Origin of the sequence: Pseudomonas sp. CP-1, from assembly GCF_021213715.1 — a bacterium.
GTDB lineage: Bacteria > Pseudomonadota > Gammaproteobacteria > Pseudomonadales > Pseudomonadaceae > Pseudomonas > Pseudomonas aeruginosa.
Genome location: NZ_JAJQKY010000001.1, coordinates 681,445 through 697,591 on the forward strand (window position 1 = coordinate 681,445; position 16,147 = coordinate 697,591).

Annotated in this window: 17 protein-coding genes; 8 read left to right on the top strand and 9 right to left on the bottom strand. The window is 67.7% G+C overall.

From position 1 onward, the window contains the following. Positions 1-16: 16 nt before the first annotated feature. Positions 17-571 (top strand): glutathione peroxidase, encoded by a 555-nt coding sequence (locus tag LT948_RS03255; protein WP_003086801.1) that lies wholly within the window; start codon positions 17-19, stop codon positions 569-571. Between the two features lie 54 nt (positions 572-625). Here the strand turns inward: LT948_RS03255 and LT948_RS03260 are convergent, their stop codons facing one another. The 3 genes from LT948_RS03260 to LT948_RS03270 form a co-directional block, all read right to left on the bottom strand. After that, positions 626-1,900, bottom strand: a complete 1,275-nt coding sequence (locus LT948_RS03260) for an outer membrane protein transport protein (protein WP_003133490.1) — start codon at positions 1,898-1,900, stop codon at positions 626-628. Positions 1,901-2,105: 205 nt separating this feature from the next. Beyond that, positions 2,106-2,585 (bottom strand): hypothetical protein, encoded by a 480-nt coding sequence (locus tag LT948_RS03265; protein WP_058149849.1) that lies wholly within the window; start codon positions 2,583-2,585, stop codon positions 2,106-2,108. A 221-nt stretch (positions 2,586-2,806) separates the two neighbouring features. Then, entirely contained in the window at positions 2,807-3,400 is a 594-nt protein-coding gene (locus tag LT948_RS03270; RefSeq protein WP_023092061.1) for a TetR family transcriptional regulator, read from the bottom strand. Positions 3,401-3,511: 111 nt separating this feature from the next. On the opposite strand from LT948_RS03270, the gene LT948_RS03275 reads away from it, so the two are divergent. Continuing rightward, positions 3,512-4,351: an alpha/beta hydrolase family protein gene (locus tag LT948_RS03275; RefSeq protein WP_019484325.1), complete on the top strand. Its 840-nt coding sequence runs from the start codon at positions 3,512-3,514 to the stop codon at positions 4,349-4,351. 24 nt (positions 4,352-4,375) lie between these two features. On the opposite strand, the gene LT948_RS03280 is transcribed toward LT948_RS03275, so the two are convergent. Beyond that, complete coding sequence (locus LT948_RS03280) at positions 4,376-5,230, bottom strand: sulfurtransferase (protein ID WP_023095908.1); 855 nt, start codon at positions 5,228-5,230, stop codon at positions 4,376-4,378. A gap of 667 nt (positions 5,231-5,897) precedes the next feature. Here LT948_RS03280 and LT948_RS03285 point away from each other — a divergent pair. Next, a complete protein-coding gene (locus LT948_RS03285; RefSeq protein ID WP_023099787.1) occupies positions 5,898-6,152 on the top strand; it encodes a hypothetical protein in 255 nt (84 codons plus the stop codon). Between the two features lie 15 nt (positions 6,153-6,167). Further along, positions 6,168-6,584, top strand: a complete 417-nt coding sequence (locus tag LT948_RS03290; RefSeq protein ID WP_003086969.1) for a hypothetical protein — start codon at positions 6,168-6,170, stop codon at positions 6,582-6,584. Between the two features lie 26 nt (positions 6,585-6,610). Here LT948_RS03290 and LT948_RS03295 read toward each other — a convergent pair whose 3' ends face one another. Then, entirely contained in the window at positions 6,611-8,233 is a 1,623-nt protein-coding gene (locus LT948_RS03295) for a two-component system sensor histidine kinase (protein ID WP_033938835.1), read from the bottom strand. Between the two features lie 145 nt (positions 8,234-8,378). Here LT948_RS03295 and LT948_RS03300 point away from each other — a divergent pair, with 145 nt between their 5' ends. Both LT948_RS03300 and LT948_RS03305 read left to right on the top strand, forming a co-directional pair. Continuing rightward, entirely contained in the window at positions 8,379-9,011 is a 633-nt protein-coding gene (locus tag LT948_RS03300; RefSeq protein ID WP_023112141.1) for a response regulator, read from the top strand. Positions 9,012-9,091: 80 nt separating this feature from the next. Beyond that, a complete protein-coding gene (locus LT948_RS03305; RefSeq protein ID WP_003086981.1) occupies positions 9,092-9,433 on the top strand; it encodes a hypothetical protein in 342 nt (113 codons plus the stop codon). A 15-nt stretch (positions 9,434-9,448) separates the two neighbouring features. Here the strand turns inward: LT948_RS03305 and LT948_RS03310 are convergent, their stop codons facing one another. Beyond that, positions 9,449-10,369 (bottom strand): LysR family transcriptional regulator, encoded by a 921-nt coding sequence (locus LT948_RS03310; RefSeq protein WP_003133284.1) that lies wholly within the window; start codon positions 10,367-10,369, stop codon positions 9,449-9,451. A gap of 204 nt (positions 10,370-10,573) precedes the next feature. Between LT948_RS03310 and LT948_RS03315 the strand changes: the two genes are divergently transcribed. After that, positions 10,574-13,861 carry an acetyl-CoA carboxylase family protein gene (locus tag LT948_RS03315; protein WP_023116665.1) on the top strand — a complete coding sequence of 1,096 codons (3,288 nt, stop codon included), beginning with the start codon at positions 10,574-10,576 and terminating at the stop codon, positions 13,859-13,861. A 27-nt stretch (positions 13,862-13,888) separates the two neighbouring features. Here LT948_RS03315 and LT948_RS03320 read toward each other — a convergent pair whose 3' ends face one another. After that, complete coding sequence (locus tag LT948_RS03320) at positions 13,889-14,293, bottom strand: ester cyclase (RefSeq protein ID WP_003086989.1); 405 nt, start codon at positions 14,291-14,293, stop codon at positions 13,889-13,891. A gap of 77 nt (positions 14,294-14,370) precedes the next feature. Beyond that, entirely contained in the window at positions 14,371-15,042 is a 672-nt protein-coding gene (locus LT948_RS03325) for an O-methyltransferase (RefSeq protein ID WP_003086990.1), read from the bottom strand. 92 nt (positions 15,043-15,134) lie between these two features. Between LT948_RS03325 and LT948_RS03330 the strand changes: the two genes are divergently transcribed. Beyond that, positions 15,135-15,767 carry a TetR family transcriptional regulator gene (locus LT948_RS03330; RefSeq protein ID WP_003086991.1) on the top strand — a complete coding sequence of 211 codons (633 nt, stop codon included), beginning with the start codon at positions 15,135-15,137 and terminating at the stop codon, positions 15,765-15,767. A gap of 131 nt (positions 15,768-15,898) precedes the next feature. On the opposite strand, the gene LT948_RS03335 is transcribed toward LT948_RS03330, so the two are convergent. Then, positions 15,899-16,126: a hypothetical protein gene (locus tag LT948_RS03335; protein ID WP_003082927.1), complete on the bottom strand. Its 228-nt coding sequence runs from the start codon at positions 16,124-16,126 to the stop codon at positions 15,899-15,901. Positions 16,127-16,147 lie beyond the last annotated feature (21 nt).

Below are 16,147 nucleotides of genomic sequence, written 5' to 3' on the forward strand. Positions count from 1 at the left end.
GCCAAGGAGCCATTCCATGAAACCTCGCGTGCTGTTGTCCGCCCTGGCGCTCGCCGGGCTGCCGCTGAGCGGCTGGGCCGCCGATTGCCCGGAACTGCTGCAGGGCCAGTTGACCAAGCTGCGTTCCAAGGAAAGCATCGATCTTTGCCAGCGTTACGCCGGCAAGCCGCTGGTGGTGGTCAACACTGCCAGCCACTGCGGCTTCACCCCGCAGTTCAAGGGGCTCGAGGCGCTCTACCAGCGCTACAAGGGACAGGGCCTGGAAGTGCTCGGGGTACCTTCCGACGACTTCAAGCAGGAAGCCGCGGATACCGCCGAGACCGCGAAGATCTGCTATGGCAACTACGGCGTGACCTTCGCCATGACCCAGCCGCAGCACGTGCGCGGCGACGAGGCGATCCCGCTGTTCCGCCAGTTGGCCGAGCAGAGCGGCCAGGCGCCGCGCTGGAATTTCTACAAGTACGTGGTGGATCGCCAGGGCAGGGTGGTCGCGCAGTTCTCCAGCAAGACCACCCCGGACGATCCGCAGCTCCAGGCCGCCATCGAGAAGGCCATCGCCAGCCAGCCCTGAGGAGCAGGCATGAAAAAGCCGGGCAATGCCCGGCTTCTTCGTTGGCGCGTGCGATCAGAAGCGATAGGTGACCTGGGCGGTCAGGCCATGCGCGCTGTTGTCGTACTTGGCGCTGTAGGCCGGCTGCAGGGCGCTGCCTTCCTGGTTGACGCCGGCAGTGGTTTCCCACAGGTAGGCGTAGGCCACGTCGACGGTCAGGTCCTGGTTCGGCGACCAGCCGGCACCAACGGTGAAGACCTTGCGGTCGCCCACCGGGATGCGCACGTTGCGGTCCTCGTTGGTGGTCGGCGAGGGCTCGTAGGCAAAGCCGGTACGCAGCACCCACTCCGGGGTGGCCTGGTAGGAGGTACCTACCGAGAAGGACCAGGTGTCGCGCCAGTTCAGGTCTTCGCCGATGGTGTTGAAGCCCAGGGCCTGGCCGAGCGCCGGTACGCCGCTGTTGCGCACTTCGATCTTCTCCAGGCGGCTCCAGCGGGTCCAGACGGCGCCCAGGTAGCCCGTCCACTTGTCGTCGAACTTGTGGGTGATGGAGGTATCCACCGATTCCGGCAGGGTGATGTCCAGCTTGGCGTCGTACTTGCCGTTCAGGCCCAGGGCACCCGGAGCGTTCTTCACTTCGGTGTTGCCGCCCAGGTGGTACTTGACCTTGGAGTGGTAGGTCAGGCCCCAGGTGGTGTCGTCGGTCAGGTCGACCATCACGCCGACGTTGTAGCCGATGGCAGTGTCGTCGCCCTTGATGTTGATCTTGGTATCGCCGTTGCTGCCGAGCAGGCCATTGGTGGCCAGGGTGTTCTTCAACTGGCCGTCGATGCGGTTGAAGGTCGGACCGAAGCCGACGGAAACCTTGTCGTTGATCTTCCAGGCGATGGTCGGCTGCACGGTGATCACCTGCACCTTGCTATAGGAGCCGTGGGAGCTGCCCATGAAGCCGTTTTCGTAATCGTTGATGATGCCGTAGGGCACGTAGATGCCCAGGCCGAAAGTGAAATCTTCGTTGATCGGCGTGGAGAAGTAGCCGAACGGTACGGCGGCCAGCGGTACCGAGTCGCCCTTGTTGCTGCCCTGGGCGGTGCTGTGGGCCTGGCTGATGTCGTCCTTGGCCTTGACGATGGCCAGACCGCCGCTGACTTCGGTGCGTTTCAGCTTGGACAGGCCGGCCGGGTTGCCGTAGATGGTGCTGGCATCGAGCGCGGACGAGGCGCGGCCGGCGTAGGCGGTGCCGGCGCCGCTGGCGCTCTGTTCGTTGATGGCGATGCCGTTGGCGAGGGTGTAGGTCGAGACAGCGCTAATGGTCAGTGCGAGAGAGGTTTTAAACCATATTGTTTTCATTGTTGGAGCAACTCCTGTGTATAACGGCGCGCAAACTACCAAGATTCCCAGACCGGCGCCAGTGTTCCGAAGTTCCGCAGGGTGCGGAACAGAGCGGTTGGCTCCGGTGCCAGTGAAGCGAAGGTAGCGCAACCGTTCGTGTCTGTATGTAAAAAATTTTCTGACCGGTTGGTCTGTTTCGGACGCGGGATTTTTCCATTCGCCGTCAGGCGACCTGGCTGAGGCTGCCGATGCAGCGTTGCCAGGCCTCGATGAACTCGTGCAGGCGACCGTGCGGCTGGAATACCTGGCGCCACACGCGAGCCTGGGCGAGGTGGTCGTGCTGGTCGGGCAGCGGCAGTCGCGCGGCTTCCACCAGCGACCAGGCGATGGCCGTGCTGTAGCGCAGGTTCACCGTCAGTTCCAGGTGCGGCGCGGCGAGGAAGGCATGCTGGCTGGCCAGGCCGCGGACCCGGCTGGCGCGCTCCGGGTCCAGCGCCAGGTACTGGTCCCAGAGCTGCTGGTGGCGTTCGCTGGCGATCCGGTACAGGCCGTGGCCACGGCGGTCGTCGAGGGCGCTCCCGAGCGCCGACTGGCAGGCCGCCGCGCCCAGCAGCAGCGCTTCGGCGGCGGGGCTGTGGCAGGACAGGTAGTCCAGGGTCGGGCGTATCACGTGCTGGCAAAGATCGTTGGCGGAAATACCCATGACGGCCTCGCGCAAGGTGGATCGGCGGGGCCGGGCAGTTTGGCAGCTTCTATTCCGATGGCCCCGCCGATAGCGGACTTAGCCGCTTGATTTGAAGTGTAGTGAAACAAGTCAGCTGTAAAGGACTGTTTTTAAATTGTTTCCAGCTTTAGAGAACGGCTGATATGCCCGCTGGAAATTAAACCGGCGCGTCCTTGCTTCGCTTGTGCTGGGCGGCATACTCAGCCCCTGCGCAGGCTGTAGAGGAAGTCGCGGAGGATGGCTTTCACTTCATTGGCCGCTTGCCGCTTGTTGCGTGCATCGCGAAGACTCATCGCGGCCTGGGTAAGGAAGCCGTAGAGCTGGCCGACCAGGGTTTCCCGGCGGTAGTCCTTGAGTTCGCCACTGGCCGCCAGTTCGTCCACCAGGCGCCCGACGTAGCGCAGCGTATGGCGCGAGTCGATGCGTTTCCATCGCTCCCAGCCGACGACCGTGATCACCTCCTGCAGCGACAGTTGCCGCTTGCCGCGCGCCATCACGCTGTCGATGAAGGCCTCGGCCAGTGCGGCGGCCTCCGCCCACTTGTCGACATGCGCCGGCACCCTGTCCAGGTCCTCGGCGATCGTCCGTACCTGGCGTTCGTAGCATTCGGCGAGCAGTTCCTGCTTGCTGCCGAAGTGGTGGTAGAACGCGCCCTTGGTCACGCGCGCCTCGCGGGCGATGGCGTCGATGGAGACGCCGCCGTAGCCATGTTCGATGAAGGCGGAGAGGGCGCTTTCCAGCAGTGCCTCGCGGGTCGCCTCGGCATTTTCCTGCTGCCTGCTCTTGACATTCATACTGTTGCCTTCTTACATACCGTCGGTATGTTCATGCTAGCACGCCTGGCGATCCGTCGAGCATTGCGTCCGTCCCGGCTGCTCGAACCCGCACGGCAAAGGAGAGCGCGAATGAGTACCGCAGTGGAGATCGCCTGCCGTGACGGCGTGCGCCTGGCCGGCGACCACTTCCCGGCCGTCGGCGATGCGCAGGGGAGCATCGTGGTGGCCTGCGCGCTCGGCGTCAGGCGCGCCTTCTACCAGCGCTTCGCCGTCCTGGCCGCGGCTTCCGGCTACGAGGTGCTGTTGTTCAGCTACCGCGGCAGCGAAGGCGACGACCCTGCCGTGGCTAGCTATCGCCTGGCCGACTGGGGACGCGAGGACATCGATGCGGCGCTGGCCTGGTGCCGAGCGCGCGCGCCGGAGCTACCGCGCTATTTCGTCGGCCACAGCATCGGCGCGCAGTTGCTCGGTCTGGCTGGTCAGGCCAGCGGATTGAGCGGCGCCGCGTTCGTCGCCGGTTCGTTTCCGTACTGGAGGCGCTGGCGAGGCAGGCAACGCTGGCAGATGTTCGGCCTGTTCTGCGTGGCGGTGCCGCTACTGACCGGACTGCTCCGACGCTTTCCCAGTCGTTTCTTCGGCCTCGGCAGCCTGGATATGCCGAGTCATTTCATGCGCGACTGGGCGCGCTGGGTGCGGCAGCCGGACTACCTCCTGGCACCGCGCTTCGGATTGCAGCGGCAGGGTTACGAGGCGCTGGACATCCCCGTCGCCAGCTTCCTGTTCGAGGACGACGACTACGTGCCCTGGGCTGCGGCGGAAAAGCTTCACCTGGTCTATGCCGCGGCGCACCTGGAGTTGCGTCGCAAGGGACGGGCCGAGGGGGCGGTCGGGCATTTCGGGCTGTTCCGCAACGAGGCGTTGCAGAAGGAGTTGCTCGACTACTTCAGGAAGCTGCCCGACGCGGCGTAAGCCGCGTCCGAGCGTATGGCGTCGTCAGTCGCCGGTGGCGACCGGGCGGCGCGGGTCGGTGATCCACTCGCTCCACGAGCCGGCGTAGAGGCGCGGAAGCGGGAAGCCGGCGAGGCTCAGGGCGAACAGGTTGTGGCAGGCGGTGACGCCGGAGCCGCAGTAAGCGACCAGCTCGTCCACCGGGCGACCGCGCAACAGGGCGGAGAACCGCTGGTGCAATTGTTCCGGCGGAAGGAAGCGGCCGTCGCTGCCAAGGTTGTCGCTGAAGGCGGCGCACTGGGCACCGGGAATGTGTCCGGCGACCGGATCTATGGGCTCGACTTCGCCACGGAAGCGCGGCTGCGCGCGAGCATCGAGCAGCGCCAGTCCGGGTTGGCCCAGTTGGGCCTGGAGGGTGGCGGCGTCGATCAACAGCGAGGCATCGGGCTGGCCCTGGAAATCGCCGGGTCGAAGACTGCTTTCGCCATTGGTCAGTGCCAGCCCCGCAGCCTTCCAGGCCGCCAGGCCGCCATCGAGGAGGTAGACCCCGTCGCGCTTGCCCAGCCAATGCAACAGCCACCAGGCGCGGGCGGCGAATGCGCCGGGGCCGTCGTCGTAGAGCACCACCTGGCTATCCTGGCGCAGGCCCCAGGCTTGTAGCTTGAGCGCTAGCTCGGCGGGATCCGGCAGCGGATGGCGACCGGTCACGCCCTTGCGCACGGGAGCGGAAAGATCCCGTTCGAGGTCGGCGAAATGCGCGCCGGGAATGTGGTTCTCCTGATAGACGCGGGCACCGTAGGACGGGTCTTCGAGGGCGAAACGGCAGTCGAGGACCAGCAGGTCGGGTTCGCTGAGGCGGGCGGCCAGTTGTTGCGCGGTCAGCAGTTGGGCGGACGACATCGCGGACTCCTTGGGTCGGGAAGCAAAGCCGGTGGCGAATGGGTGGATCATGCCCCTTGGACGGCGTCGCGTCATCCCGGCGTCGCGCGGCGCGGCGGAGAAATGGCGAAAGGAAAGGGCTGGCTCCAGGCGAGGAAGATTCCTACTCGGTCATCAGCCTCGCCCGGCAGCGGGGGATTTGTCCAGACATGCAGAATCGGCTCGTTCCGAGATACCCGCTCCTGTGTTCTATCCCTCGGGACGCTTGTCCGATTGGCTTGGCCCGACGCTTGCGCCGGGCTTTTTTTCGCCTCTGTCCCGTCCTGAATAAGGTTCACACCTCCCATGCCAATTTTCCGGTAGGATGTTCTTTCCCTTAGGTATTTAAGCAAGTGGCTGGTTTCACTTGTCTTCCAGCCATGGCCGTGCAGTGTTCGGTCGCGAGGGTGCTGTTGGAGACCGAGAAAGCAGGGGAACGCATCCAGCGTTTTCCGGGGCGCAGAGTTGGTCGATGGAATGGCGCCGCTTCGACCGGAACTCACCGCAGGTGACTTCCCGATCGGACGAGCCGAGAAAATAGTACCTCTGTGCTATTCGAGCTTCTTCGCCGCGACGCTATAGTCCCGCCCTTGATCCCCGCGTTTCGCGGAAACCGGTTGTGCAGGACGCACGCAACTTGGAAGGAACCATGACTCGGCAATCCGTACTCGCCACCGGCCCGGAGGCCAGCGATTGGTGGTGCTTCGGCAGCGGCGACGAGCCGGCGCGCGAGTCGTTCTCTGCCGGTGGGCGTTCGCTTGCGGCGTCGAGAAAACCTGCCGCCGCACCGCGCGGAATGGCCGTGGCCGAGCAGGCGAACCGCGCGCAAGCGTCCGGGCAGGACGCCGCGCCGGGCCTGCGAGCCTTCGACCTGCTGCCTGGCAACCCGCCGAAGAACCCCTAGACACGGAGTCAACCCATGCGCCGGATATTCATCGCGCCGTTACTGGCGTCGCTTTCCCTGGGCGGCTGTATCCAGATGGACACGCTGCCCGAGGTCTACGCCCGCAGCCAGTGGAAGGGCCGTTCCGCCGAGGAAGCGATAGCCTTCTTTGGTACGCCGCAGAACATGGAGCGCACCGCCGACGGCTCGCAGGTGGTGATGCAGTGGTACACCGACACCAGCTATTCCCGCTATGAAGTGGTGGGCTCCAGCTCGGAGATGCAGGGCAACGTGATGGTGAACACCAACTACTGGGATACCGTCAACCACCCCAATCGCTGCATCATTTCCGTCACCGTCGACAAGAGCAAGCGGATCACCCAGTTCGAGGCCGACGACGGCGAGTTGCTGCTGTCCCACGGCTGCGCCGGCATGAAGTACGGCCCGCCGTAGGCCTGCGCTCCTCGACCTGCCTTGCCTCAGGAAGCGTGGCTGGCGGTCTCCGGGCGCTCGCGCAGGGCGCGCAGGGTGGCGCGCAATTCCGTGGGGCGCACGGGCTTGGAGAGCAGGGCGATGTCGGTGTCTTCGACGCTGGCCTGGATACGCTCGATGTCGTGGCCGCTGATCACCAGCGCCGGTATTGCCTCTCCGCGTTGCCGCCGTACCCGCTCGATGCACTCGACGCCGGAGGCGTGGGGGCCGAGGTCGTAGTCGACGACCAGGATGTCGCAATCGGTTCGCCAGCCGTCCGCCTCGGTTTCCGCCTGGACCGTGCAGCCCCAGCGTTCGAGCAACGCCGAGGTGGCGCGCAGGACGTTGCGATCATCTTCCACCAGGCACACCCGCAAGCCGGTGAGCAGGCCGGCCTGCAGGGGATCGTCGCGGCGGGGCAGGGCTTGCGCGGCGACCGCCGGCAGGCCGTGCAAGGTCACCGCGGTGCCGCGTCCGACCCGCGAGCGCAGCGTCACCTCGATCCCGGTCAACTGCCCCAGGCGGCGGACGATGGACAGCCCCAGGCCGATTCCCTCGACGTCGCGGTCGCGCGTCTCGCGTACCCGGTAGAACTCCTCGAACACCCGCGGCAGGTGCTCCTCTGCGATCCCCCGGCCCTGGTCGTAGATGGCTACGGCCAGGCCGTCGCCTCGCCGCCGCACGCCGATCAGCAGCGGGCGCTCGGCGGCGTACTTGAGGCTATTGGAGAGCAGGTTCTGCAGCATGGTCGACAGCAGCCCCGGATCGGTTCGCGTCCACAGGCGGCAAGGGCGCAAGCGCAGTTCCACCCCGGCCCAGCGCGCCGCCTCGGCGTTGCGCCGGACCAGGTCGCGCAGCAACTCGCCCAGGTGGACGTTCTCCTGCTTGGGCTGGAGCCGGCCGTTGTCGAGGGTGTAGAGATCGAGGATGGAGCGGAACAGTTGCGAGACGTTGAGCAGCGAGCGGTCGATGTTGTCCACCAGGCGCCGTTCCTCGTCGCCCAGGCGGGCGTCGCGCAGGCAGGCGGTGAACAGGCCGATGGAGTGGATCGGCTGGCGCAGGTCGTGGCTGGCCTGGGCCAGCAGGCGCGATTTCTCCTGGTTCGCCTGCAACGCTTCCTCGGTGGCCTTGCGCGTGCGCTCCAGCAGGAGGTACGCGTAGAAGGGAATGACGGTGCTGGTGGTCATCAGCATCAGCACCATGAACGGCTGAGCCTGCCAGGCCGGGGTCAGTCGATAGATGACCAGTAGCGCGAGCAGCGCCAGGGCAGTGGCGATGGCCAGGTAGCGCGAGCCGTAGCGCATGCCGTTGCCCAGGTTGATCCAGACCATCACCGCGTACAGCGGCAGCGCTGCCTCGCCGCCCACGATCAGGCCGAACGAGGTGCCGGCGTAGTCGTGCAGCATGCAGAAGATCCGCCGCGCCGGGTAGTGCCCCGGCCAGCGCACGATGGCCTGGCGCAGCAGTATGGAGGCGATCAGGAACAGGCCGTAGTAGGCAACGATCGGCAGGTAGGTCTCGACCTTCAGGCCGGGCAGCAGGCCGATCAGCACCACGTAGAGGATCGCGCAGGTGGCCACGATCAGTCGCAGGTTGGCCTGGTCCAGCTCGGTATTCTTCTCGAACTTCATGTGCACCTCCGTGTGCATGGGAGCGCCGCGCGCCTTTTCCTCTGTTTCGCCCCCTTCGTCACGAAGACGGACGAAGGGTGGGCGCGGCGGTAGCGGGCTAAGGTAGCATGCGCGGCGGAAACTGCGACTCCTGGAGACTACAAGAATGACTGGCCGCATCATCGTCGCCGATGATCATCCGCTGTTTCGCGAGGGCATGCTGAGTATCCTCCAGCGCCTGCTGCCCGAGGCCAGGATCGAGGAGGCCGGCGATCTCGCCGGGGTCCTGCGCCTGGCTGGCGAAGGCGAGCAGCCCGATTCGCTGATCCTCGACCTGCGTTTCCCCGGCCTGACCCGCATCGAGATGCTCGCCGACCTGCGCCGCCGGTTCCCGCGCACCACCCTGATCGTCGTCTCGATGGTCGACGACCCGCAACTCATCGGCGAAGTGATGAACGCAGGGGCCGACGGCTTCCTCGGCAAGAGCATCGCGCCCGAGGAGCTCGGCCAGGCGATTCTGGCCATCCGCGCCGGGGAAGTGCTGGTGCGCTACGAACCCTCCGGCCTCCTGCCGCTGCAGCCCAGCCCGCGCCTGGAGGGGCTCACCGAGCGCCAGCTGGATGTCCTGCGCCTGCTGGCCCAGGGCAAGAGCAACAAGGAGATCGGCCGCGCCCTGGACATCTCCCACTACACGGTGCGCATCCATGTGTCGTCGCTGCTGCGGGCACTGGACGTGCCGTCGCGGACCGCGGCGGCGGTGAAGTACCGGGCGGCTCTGGGGCAGGGGGATGCGGAGTAGCACCATGGGCACGCCGCGGGTGCGCCGAGGCGCCGGGGCTGTTTTAATGGCGCACTCTCCATGGCCAAGGAAACGGACACATGCGTAGCCCGCTTGCCACGATCGCCTGCGCCTGCCTGCTGCTCGGCGGCTGCTCCAAGTCCGCCGAGGACAGCGCCAACCCATTGCTGGGCAAGGATGCCGAGTGCCTCGAACTGTTCGCCCGCAGCAATGCGCTGTACTGCGACATCCGCGAGGACGAACGCGAATCCCAGGCGAAGGGTACGCCGCGCCGGCACACCGACTACGAGGTAGCCGATGCCGCCTACCTGCTCAAGGCCACCGGGGAGCGCTGCGCGATCGATACGACCTATGTCACGGAGTGTTCGGCGAAGGCCGGGCAGTGGCTGCAGAAGGCCCGCGCCAAGGCGGCGAAGCCCTAGTCGCAGCGCCCGCGCTCAGCGCAGGCGCGTCGCCAGCTCCGCCAGTTCGCCGCGCAGCCAGAGGCTGCCGGCTTCGTCGTCGGCCTGGCGCGACCAGTAGAGATTCAGAGTCACCGCTGGCAGGGCCAGCGGCATCGGCAGCAGGCGGTTGCCCAGGCCGCGGTTGATCAGTTCGGCGTAGCCTCGGGTCAGGGTCAGCAGGTAGCCGCCCTGGGCCACCAGCAACGCCGCCGACAGATAGTGCTGGCAGCGCTGGCGCACCTGGCGGGTCAGGCCGAGGTGGCCGAGGGCCAGGTCTTCGATGCAGATGCCGCGTCGCCGCGAGGTCACCGCGACATGGTCCGCCGCCAGGTACTCCTCCGCACTCAGTTCGCCGGCGAAGCCCGGCCCGGCCATCACGCACAGGCTATCGTCGAGCAGGTGCTGGCGGCGCAGGGCGGCGTCGGTGGGCCGGGCGATCTCGATGGCGAGGTCGATGCGTCCGGCGCCCAGTTCCGCCTTCAGGTCCGCCCAGTGCAGGCTGTTGCAGCGTATCTCGATGCGCGGCGCGGCCTGGCGCAGGTGGTCGAGGATCGCCGGGAGCACCAGCGGCTCCAGTTGCTCCGGCATGTTCAACTGGAAGGTCCGCGCGTCGCGCCGAGGGTCGAATGTCTGGCAGCGATTCATGCTGCGGTGCAGGCCGGCGAGGGCGTCATGGATGCCCGGCGCCAGTCGATCGGCCAGCGGCGTCGGCGCAACCCCGCGCCCCTGGCGAACGAACAGCGGGTCGCCGAGCTGGTCGCGCAGGCGCGCCAGGGCGTGGCTGACGGCCGACTGGCTGAGATGCAGGAGGCCCGCCGCGCGGGTCAGGTTGCGTTCTCGATAGACCACTTCGAAGACCCGGAACAGGTTCAGATCGAAACGGCTGAGGGGCGACCATTCATGTGGCTGATTCATGTTTGCGCGCGCCTGTCTGGGGAAGGCGCCAGCCTAGCAGGCATGCTCGCCGATAGAACCATGCATAGGTTTCATGGATGTCGATGAATAAGCCTCAGTTCTGCCGCTTCCTTCGGCTGCCTAAGATGCCTGCGACGATGACCAACGCGCCGCCGGGCCAGCTCCTTTCGCCGGCCGCCTGACCCGCTCCCCGGAGAACCTGCCGTGACCGCTCCCTTCAACGCCTTGCTGATCGCCAACCGCGGCGAGATCGCCATTCGCATCGCTCGCGCCTGCGCCGACCTGGGTATCCGCTCGGTGGCGGTGTTCGCCGAGGACGATGCCGCTTCCCTGCACGTGCGCAAGGCCGATGTCGCGCTGCCGCTGGCCGGCCGTGGCGTGGCGGCCTATCTCGACATGGATCGGCTGGTCGCGCTGGCCCTGGAGCAGGGCTGCGAGGCGATCCATCCGGGCTACGGTTTCCTCGCCGAGAACGGCGAATTCGCCCGGCGCTGCCAGCGCGCGGGCATCCACTTCGTCGGGCCGCAAGCGGAAGTGCTCGACCTGTTCGGCGACAAGGCTGCCGCGCGTGCCCTGGCCGAGCGCCTGGAGGTGCCGCTGGTGGCCGGGATCAACCGCGCGGTCAGCGTCGAAGAGGCCGAGGCGTTCCTGGAAGGGCTGGGCGATGGCGCCGCGGTGATGCTCAAGGCTCTTGCCGGCGGCGGCGGACGTGGCATGCGCGCGGTGGAGGAGGTCGCGCAACTGGCCGATGCCTACCGCCGCTGCCGTGCCGAGGCGCAGGCGGCGTTCGGCCGGGACGAGTTATACGTCGAGCAACGGGTGGCGCGGGCCCGGCACATCGAGGTGCAGGTGCTCGGCGACGGCAGCGGTGCGGTCAGCCACCTCTGGGAGCGCGATTGCAGCCTGCAACGGCGCCAGCAGAAGCTGCTGGAGATCGCGCCCAGCCCGGACCTGCCGGAGGCCACCCGCGAGGCGCTGATCGATTGCGCCCTGCGCATGGCCGGCGCGGTGCGCTATCGGGGGATCGGTACCTTCGAGTTCCTGGTCGACGAGGAGCGCCCCGGGCACTTCTATTTCATGGAAGCCAATCCGCGTATCCAGGTGGAGCACACCGTCACCGAGGAAGTCACCGGGGTCGACCTGCTGCACGCCCAGTTGCGTCTCGCCGCCGGCATGGAGCTTGCCGCCCTCGGCCTGGAGCGACCGCCGGCGATCGGCGGCTGCGCGGTGCAACTGCGGATCAACCTGGAGACCCTGGCGGTCGACGGCAGCGCCCGTCCGGCGGTGGGCACTATCGGCGCCTACGAACCGCCCAGCGGTCCCGGCCTGCGGGTGGACGGCTACGGCTATGCCGGCTATCGGGTCAGCCCCAGCTACGATTCGCTGCTGGCCAAGCTGGTCGTGCGCGGCGCGGATTATCCCGCCGCGTTGCGCCGGGCCTACCGGGCGCTCTGCGAATTCCGCCTGGAGGGCGTGGCGAGCAACCTGGACCTGCTGCGCAACCTTCTGCTGCATCCGGCGGTACAGGCCAACCGGGTCGACACCCGCTTCGTCGAAAGCCACCTGGAGACACTGCTGGCGCCTATCCCGGCGAGCCATCCGCGGCTCCGCGCCGAGTGCCCGCTCGCCGAGGACGCCGCGCCTGCGCGGGTCGAGGCGCCACTCGGCAGCCTGCCGCTGTCGGCGCCGAGCAGCGGGGTGCTGGTGGCCCTGGAAGTGGCCGAGGGCGAACGGGTGCGTGCCGGCCAGCGGGTCGCGATCCTGGAAGCGATGAAGATGGAGTTCGAGGTCAAGGCACCCGGCGGGGGGATCGTCCGGCGGCTCGCGGCGAGCCTCGGGGAGCCTCTGGAGGAGGGCGCGACGCTGCTGTTCCTTGAACCGACGGAGGATGACGACGAGCAGGCACCGACCGAACAGGCGCTGGACCTGGCGCATATCCGCGCCGATCTCGCCGAGGTACTCGAGCGCCAGGCAGCGCTGGGCGACGAGCGTCGTCCGCAGGCGCTGGCCAGGCGGCGCAAGACCGGACAGCGTACCGCGCGGGAGAACGTGCTCGACCTGCTGGACGAGGGCAGCTTCAGCGAATATGGCGGTTTCGCCCTGGCCGCCCAGCGTCGCCGGCGCTCCGCCGAGGAGTTGCTGGAGCTGAGCCCCGCCGATGGCCTGGTCGCCGGCACCGGTACGGTGGGGGCCGCCAGCTTCGGCGTGCAGGCCGCGCGTTGCCTGGTACTGGCCTACGACTACACGGTGTTCGCCGGCACCCAGGGGGTGATGAACCACAAGAAGACCGACCGCCTGCTCGGCCTGGCCGAACAGTGGCGCTTGCCGCTGGTGCTGTTCGCCGAGGGCGGCGGCGGGCGCCCGGGCGATACCGATTTCGTCGGCGTCGCCGGCCTCGATTGCCATACCTTCGTCGGCATGGCCCGGCTCTCTGGGCTGGTGCCGCTGGTGGGAGTGGTCTCCGGTCGCTGCTTCGCCGGCAATGCCGCGTTGCTGGGCTGCTGCGATGTGATCATCGCCACCCGCGACGCCACCATCGGCATGGCCGGCCCGGCGATGATCGAGGGCGGTGGCCTGGGCCGTTTCGCCGCCGAGGAGGTCGGTCCGACGGGCGTGCAGGGGCCTAACGGAGTGATCGACGTACTGGTGGCGAACGAGGCCGAAGCAGTTGCGGTGGCCAGGCGCTACCTCGGCTATTTCCAGGGCCCGCTGGCCGACTGGAGTTGCGCCGACCAGCGCGAGTTGCGCCACCTGGTGCCGGAGAACCGCCTGCGTGCCTACGACATCCGCCAGGCGATCGAGGTCCTGGCCGACCGGGGCAGCGTGCTGGAACTGCGGCGCCAGTTCGCTCCCGGCCTGGTCACCGCGCTGCTGCGCATCGAGGGCCGGGCGTTCGGCCTGATCGCCAACAACCCTGGCCATCTCGGCGGCGCCATCGATGCCGCGGCCGGCGACAAGGCCGCGCGCTTCATGCAGTTGTGCGACGCCTTCGACATCCCGATCGTCTCGCTCTGCGACACCCCTGGCTTCATGGTTGGCCCGGAGGCGGAAAAACAGGCCACGGTGCGCCACGTCTCGCGGATGTTCGTCAGCGCCGCCAGCCTGACGGTGCCGTTCTTCACCGTGGTCCTGCGCAAGGGCTACGGACTGGGTGCCCAGGCCATGGCGGCGGGCAGCTTCCATTCGCCGCTGTTCACCGTCGCCTGGCCCAGCGGCGAGTTCGGCGCCATGGGCCTGGAAGGCGCGGTGCGGCTGGGCTTCGCCAAGGAGCTGGCGGCCGAGGAAGACCCCCAGCGGCGCGAGGCGCTGTTCCGCGGCATGGTCGACAAGGCCTACCGCAACGGCAAGGCGCTGAACATGGCCAGCTACCTGGAGATCGACGCGGTGATCGACCCGGCGGAGACCCGCGCCTGGCTCCTGCGCGGCCTGGCCGTCGCCGGAGAACCGGCGCCGAGGGCGGGGCGCAAGCGGCCGTTCGTGGATACCTGGTAGATGGTCGGCCCGCAGTGCCCTGGCGCCTCAGGACGACGGCGTCGCCTGAACCTGCGCGGCGACCGCCGCCTTGTCGATCACCGACCAGACGCCGGCGATGCGCTCGTCTTCGAATTCGTAGAAGACGTTCTCGGCGAAGCGTACCCGCTGGCCGTTGACCGGGATGCCGAACAGCCGGCCGCTGGGTGTGCAGTCGAAGTGCAGACGGCAGGCGACGCCCGGCGGATCGACGAGCAGGCGTTCGATCTCGAAGCGCAGGTCGGGGATTGCCAGGAAGTCGCCTTCGAGCATCCGCAGGTAGCCGTCGAGTCCGATCTGCACGTCGTTGTAGCGCACCCGGTCATGGACGAAGTCGCCCAGGCGCGCCCAGTCCTGGCGGTTCAGGCAGTCGATGTAGGCGCGATAGCGCTCGGCGAGTCGGTCACGGGTCATGCGGGTCTCCTTCGAGCTGTCCGGGCGGCATGAGCCAGACCCTAGCAAACCCGCGAGACGCCGTCAGTCGCTAGGCTTCAGCCCAGGCGCATGGACAGCTCGACATCCTCGGCGAAGGGCGTCGACAGGTAGCCGTTGGCCGGCGAGCGGACATGGGCCAGGTACTCGGGACTATGCTCGGCGTTGTCGGCGATCACCAGCGCGCCGGGGCGCAGGCGGCTTTCCAGCAGGGCGAGGACCTCCGGGTAGAGCGCCTTGGCGCCGTCCAGCAGGACCAGGTCGATGCTGTCCGGCAGGTCCTTGGCGAGGGTTTGCAGGGCGTCGCCCTCGCGCAGTTCCACCAGGTCGAGCAGCCCCCCGGCGGCCAGGTTGCGCCGTGCCCGCTCGGCCTTGGAGGGTTCGAACTCGCTGCCGATCAGGCGGCCACCGCCGTTGTCCCGCAGCGCCGCGGCGAGGTGCAGGGTGGACAGACCGAAGGACGTGCCGAACTCGACGATGCTGCGCGCCGAGCTGCTGCGCGCCAGCATGTAGAGCAGGCTGCCGGTTTCGCGGGAGACGGGCAGCGCCAGATCCTTCAGGCGGCCGTAGAACTCGCGGTATTCGGTCTTGCTGCCCATGAGGCGCTTCAGCTCGGCCTCCGAGAGGTCGGCGAGGGCGGGACTATTGCCCGGTGCGCTGGCTTCGGCTTCGGCTTCGGCGAACAGGCGTTGCAGGAGATCGGCGAGCGGGGCGTTGGTGAGGGTATTCATGGATGGCTCCGGGAATGTTTGAGCGCGTAAGTGCGTGGACCTAGAATGCGACGGATTCATCGCATTCCGCCATTCGCATTCCGGAGCCTTCCATGAGCGACAAGCGAAACCCGCGTATTTCCTCGCGCAAGCAGCCGCAGCAGGCCCGTTCCAGCGAGTTGGTGGCGAGCATCCTGGAGGCGGCTGTTCAGGTTCTGGCCAGCGAAGGCGCGCAACGTTTCACCACCGCGCGGGTGGCGGAGCGCGCCGGGGTGAGCATCGGTTCGCTGTACCAGTATTTCCCGAACAAGGCGGCGATCCTCTTCCGCCTGCAAAGCGACGAGTGGCGGCGCACCACGCGTCTGCTCGGCGAGATCCTCGAGGACACCGCCCGGCCGCCGCTGGAGCGCTTGCGCCGGCTGGTGCTGGCATTCGTGCGCTCGGAGTGCGAAGAGGCGGCGATACGCGTGGCGCTGAGCGACGCGGCGCCGCTGTATCGCGACGCCGACGAGGCGCGGGAGGTGAAGGCGGAGGGCGCGCGGGTGTTCCAGGCGTTTCTCCGGGAGGCCTTGCCGGAGGTCGCCGAGGCCGAGCGCAGCCTGGCCGGCGACTTGCTCACCACCACCCTCGGCGCGGTCGGCAAGCAGTTCTCCGAACAGCCGCGCAGCGAGGCGGAGATCGAGCGTTACGCCGAGGCCCTGGCCGATATGCTCTGCGCCTATCTCGCCGCCCTTGGCGAGCGCTGAGGTGCCGTGTGGCCGGAGCAAAACCGTCGCTTGGCCCAGCGGCCCCAGGTACGCGGCTGGCGCGTTCGTAGGCTTGGCGGAGCAGGCGTGTATCGGCGGAAGCGACCGGCGCCTGCCGGTCGCGGGAGGGATCAGGCTTCGGCGATCCCGGTGACGACGATGCCGAAGCGGCGCAGCAGCAGTTCCGCCGGCTCGTCGCTTTCCAGCTTGCCGGTGCTGTAGTGGCCCGGCTTGAGGTTGGCCTCGGCCCATTCCAGCAGGTGCTCGGCGACCTCTTCGGGGCTCGGCTTGTGGGGGAACGGCAGGACTTGGCGCTCGGTGGCTTCGTCCTTGCTGTAGGTGATTGCCCAATCGCTCATGGGTAGGCTCCTTGTTTTCGC